Source organism: Bradyrhizobium sp. SHOUNA76 (genome assembly GCF_023006445.1).
Taxonomy (GTDB): Bacteria; Pseudomonadota; Alphaproteobacteria; order Rhizobiales; family Xanthobacteraceae; genus Bradyrhizobium.
Genome location: NZ_JALBHA010000960.1, coordinates 1 through 1,015, shown reverse-complemented (window position 1 = coordinate 1,015; position 1,015 = coordinate 1). Strand labels below are relative to the sequence as shown.

The 1,015-nt window shown below is 67.7% G+C and carries 1 protein-coding gene; it reads right to left on the bottom strand.

Going from position 1 to position 1,015, the window contains the following annotated elements; all coding sequences use genetic code 11:
• Nucleotides 1-97 precede the first annotated feature (97 nt).
• Nucleotides 98-1,015, bottom strand: a 918-nt coding sequence (locus MOV74_RS38955; RefSeq protein ID WP_246932908.1) for an ATP-grasp domain-containing protein, incomplete at its 5' end; no start/stop codon positions are given.

The window sequence follows — 1,015 nt, the reverse complement described above, 5'->3', positions numbered from 1 at the left end:
GCCCAGATGCGGCGCTGCGTCGTCAGCGTGGTCTCGCCCGGCGCTTCGAACAGCAGCGCGGTCGTCCCCAGCAGGCTGAGTTGCGGCAGGTTCGTCGTCATGCCTCGCCGCTCCAGCGCAATTGCTGCTCGAGATGGTGAATGCTGACGCCGCCACGGATGAACGCGGCATCCCTGACGAGGCGCCGGTGCAGCGGCAGGTTGGTCGCGATCCCCTCCACGCGCATTTCGTCGAGGGCGATGCGCAGCCGGTCCAGCGCCTCGTCGCGCGTCGTGCCGTGCACGACGAGCTTGCCGATCAGCGAGTCGTAATATGGCGGCACGCGATATCCGCTGCTGGCGTGGCTATCGATGCGCACGCCGGGGCCGCCGGGGAGCTCCCAGGCGGTGATCACGCCGGGGGACGGCACGAACGTATCGGGATCTTCGGCGTTGATCCGGCATTCGAAGGCATGACCGTGGCAAGCGATGTCGCCCTGCGCGAACGGCAGCGCCTCGCCCTGAGCAACGCGAATCTGCGCCTCGACGATGTCGATTCCTGCGGTCATCTCGGTGACGGGGTGCTCGACCTGCAGGCGCGTATTCATCTCGATGAAGTAGAACGCGCCATCCTCGACGAGGAACTCGAACGTGCCGACGCCGCGGTATCCGAGCTGCCGGCAGGCTTCGGCGCAGCGCTCGCCGATCTGCGCCAGCACGTCCCGGTCCAGTCCCGGTGCCGGCGCCTCCTCCAGCACCTTCTGGTGTCGTCGCTGCAGCGAGCAATCGCGGCTGCCCAGCCAGACGGCATTGCCATGGGTATCCGCAATCACCTGGATCTCGACATGTCGCGGCCGGTGCAGGAATTTCTCGATGTAGATCTCGCTGTTGGCGAAGCCGCGCCGCGCCTCCTCCCGCGTCACGGCGATCGCATCAGTGAGGCCAGTCTCGCTCTCCACCATCCGCATGCCGCGGCCGCCGCCGCCGCCCGCCGCTTTCAGGATCACGGGGTAGCCGATCTGCCGCGCGATTGAGCG